We start from the raw sequence: 1,927 nt of genomic DNA, 5'->3' as shown, positions 1-1,927 counted from the left end.
GCGGAGTCGGAACCAGTAGAAGCCGTGTCCGGCGAGGGTGAGGAGGTAGGGGAGTTCGCCGATGGCGGGGAAGCGGACGCCGCCGATGAGTTCGACGGGGTGGCGTCCGCTGAAGGCCTGGAGGTCGAGTTCGGTGGGCTGGGCGAAGCGGGAGAAGTTGTGGACGCACAGGACGAGGTCGTCGCCGTGTTCGCGCAGGAAGGCGATGACGGCGGGGTTGGAGGAGGGCAGTTCGGTGTAGGAGCCGAGGCCGAAGGCGGGGTTCTGTTTGCGGATCTCGATCATGCGCCGGGTCCAGTGCAGCAGCGACGAGGGCGAGCTCATGGAGGCTTCGACGTTGGTGACCTGGTAGCCGTAGACCGGGTCCATGATCGTGGGCAGGTAGAGGCGTCCGGGGTCGCAGGAGGAGAAGCCGGCGTTGCGGTCCGGGGTCCACTGCATGGGGGTGCGGACGGCGTCGCGGTCGCCGAGCCAGATGTTGTCGCCCATGCCGATCTCGTCGCCGTAGTAGAGGATCGGGCTGCCGGGGAGGGAGAGCAGCAGGGCGGTGAAGAGTTCGATCTGGTTGCGGTCGTTGTCCAGCAGGGTGGCCAGCCGGCGGCGGATGCCGATGTTGGCGCGCATGCGTGGGTCTTTGGCGTATTCCGCGTACATGTAGTCGCGTTCTTCGTCGGTGACCATTTCGAGGGTGAGCTCGTCGTGGTTGCGCAGGAAGATGCCCCACTGGCAGCCGGACGGGATCGCCGGCGTCTTCGCGAGGATTTCGGAGACCGGGTAGCGGGATTCGCGGCGGACGGCCATGAAGATGCGGGGCATGACGGGGAAGTGGAACGCCATGTGGCATTCGTCGCCGCCGGCGCTGTAGTCGCCGAAGTAGTCGACGACGTCCTCGGGCCATTGGTTGGCCTCGGCGAGCAGGACGGTGTCGGGGTAGTGGGCGTCGATCTCCGCGCGCACCCGTTTGAGGACCTCGTGGGTGGCGGGGAGGTTCTCGCAGTCGGTGCCCTCCTCGGCGAAGAGGTAGGGGACGGCGTCGAGGCGGAAGCCGTCGATGCCCAGGTCGAGCCAGAACCGCAGGGCGGAGACGATTTCTTCCTGGACGGCCGGGTTCTCGAAGTTGAGGTCGGGCTGGTGGGAGAAGAAGCGGTGCCAGTAGTACTGCTTGCGGACGGGGTCGAAGGTCCAGTTGGAGGCTTCGGTGTCGACGAAGATGATGCGGGCGTCGGGGTATTGCTTGTCGTCGTCGGCCCACATGTAGTAGTCGCCGTAGGGACCTTCTGGGTCGTTGCGGGACTGCTGGAACCAGGGGTGCTGGTCGCTGGTGTGGTTCATGACGAAGTCGATGATGACGCGCATGCCGCGTTGGTGGGCGGCGTCGACGAATTCGACGAAGTCGGCGAGGTCACCGAATTCGGGGAGGACGGCGGTGTAGTCGGAGACGTCGTAGCCGCCGTCGCGTAGCGGGGATTTGAAGAAGGGGGGGAGCCAGAGGCAGTCGACGCCGAGCCATTGCAGGTAGTCGAGTTTGGCGGTGAGGCCTTTGAGGTCGCCGATGCCGTCGCCGTTGCTGTCCTGGAAGGAGCGGACGAGGACTTCGTAGAAGACGGCGCGTTTGAACCATTCGGGGTCCCGGTCTTTTTGCGGGGTGTCTTCGAAGGTGTCCGGGACGGGCTCGTTGACGATCATGGTGTGGGTGACCCTCCGGTTGGCGGTGAGGACGGTCGCAGGACGGTCAGTACGTGCGCGGGCCGGTGCCCGGGCTCAAGGCGTACGTAGTTGGTCCTGCCCCAGTGGTAGGTCTCGCCGGTGAGCTCGTCGCGCACCGGCATCGACTCGTGCCAGTCGAGGCCGAGTCGTGGCATGTCCAACGAGACCGTGGCCTCCTGGGTGTGGTGAGGGTCGAGGTTCACGACCACCAGAACCGTGT

Annotated in this window: 1 protein-coding gene and 1 pseudogene; both read right to left on the bottom strand. The window is 65.7% G+C overall.

Going from position 1 to position 1,927, the window contains the following annotated elements; all coding sequences use genetic code 11:
- Nucleotides 1-1,686, bottom strand: a 1,686-nt coding sequence (gene treS / locus AOK17_RS47220; RefSeq protein WP_055618785.1) for a maltose alpha-D-glucosyltransferase, incomplete at its 3' end; no start/stop codon positions are given.
- Nucleotides 1,683-1,927, bottom strand: a pseudogene (locus AOK17_RS47215) (alpha-1,4-glucan--maltose-1-phosphate maltosyltransferase); the annotation flags it as partial. The pseudogene AOK17_RS47215 and the gene treS, both read right to left, overlap by 4 nt.

The sequence above is a fragment of the Streptomyces phaeochromogenes genome (genome assembly GCF_001418655.1).
Taxonomy (GTDB): domain Bacteria; phylum Actinomycetota; class Actinomycetes; order Streptomycetales; family Streptomycetaceae; genus Streptomyces; species Streptomyces phaeochromogenes.
This window is presented reverse-complemented; position numbering and strand designations above follow the sequence as displayed.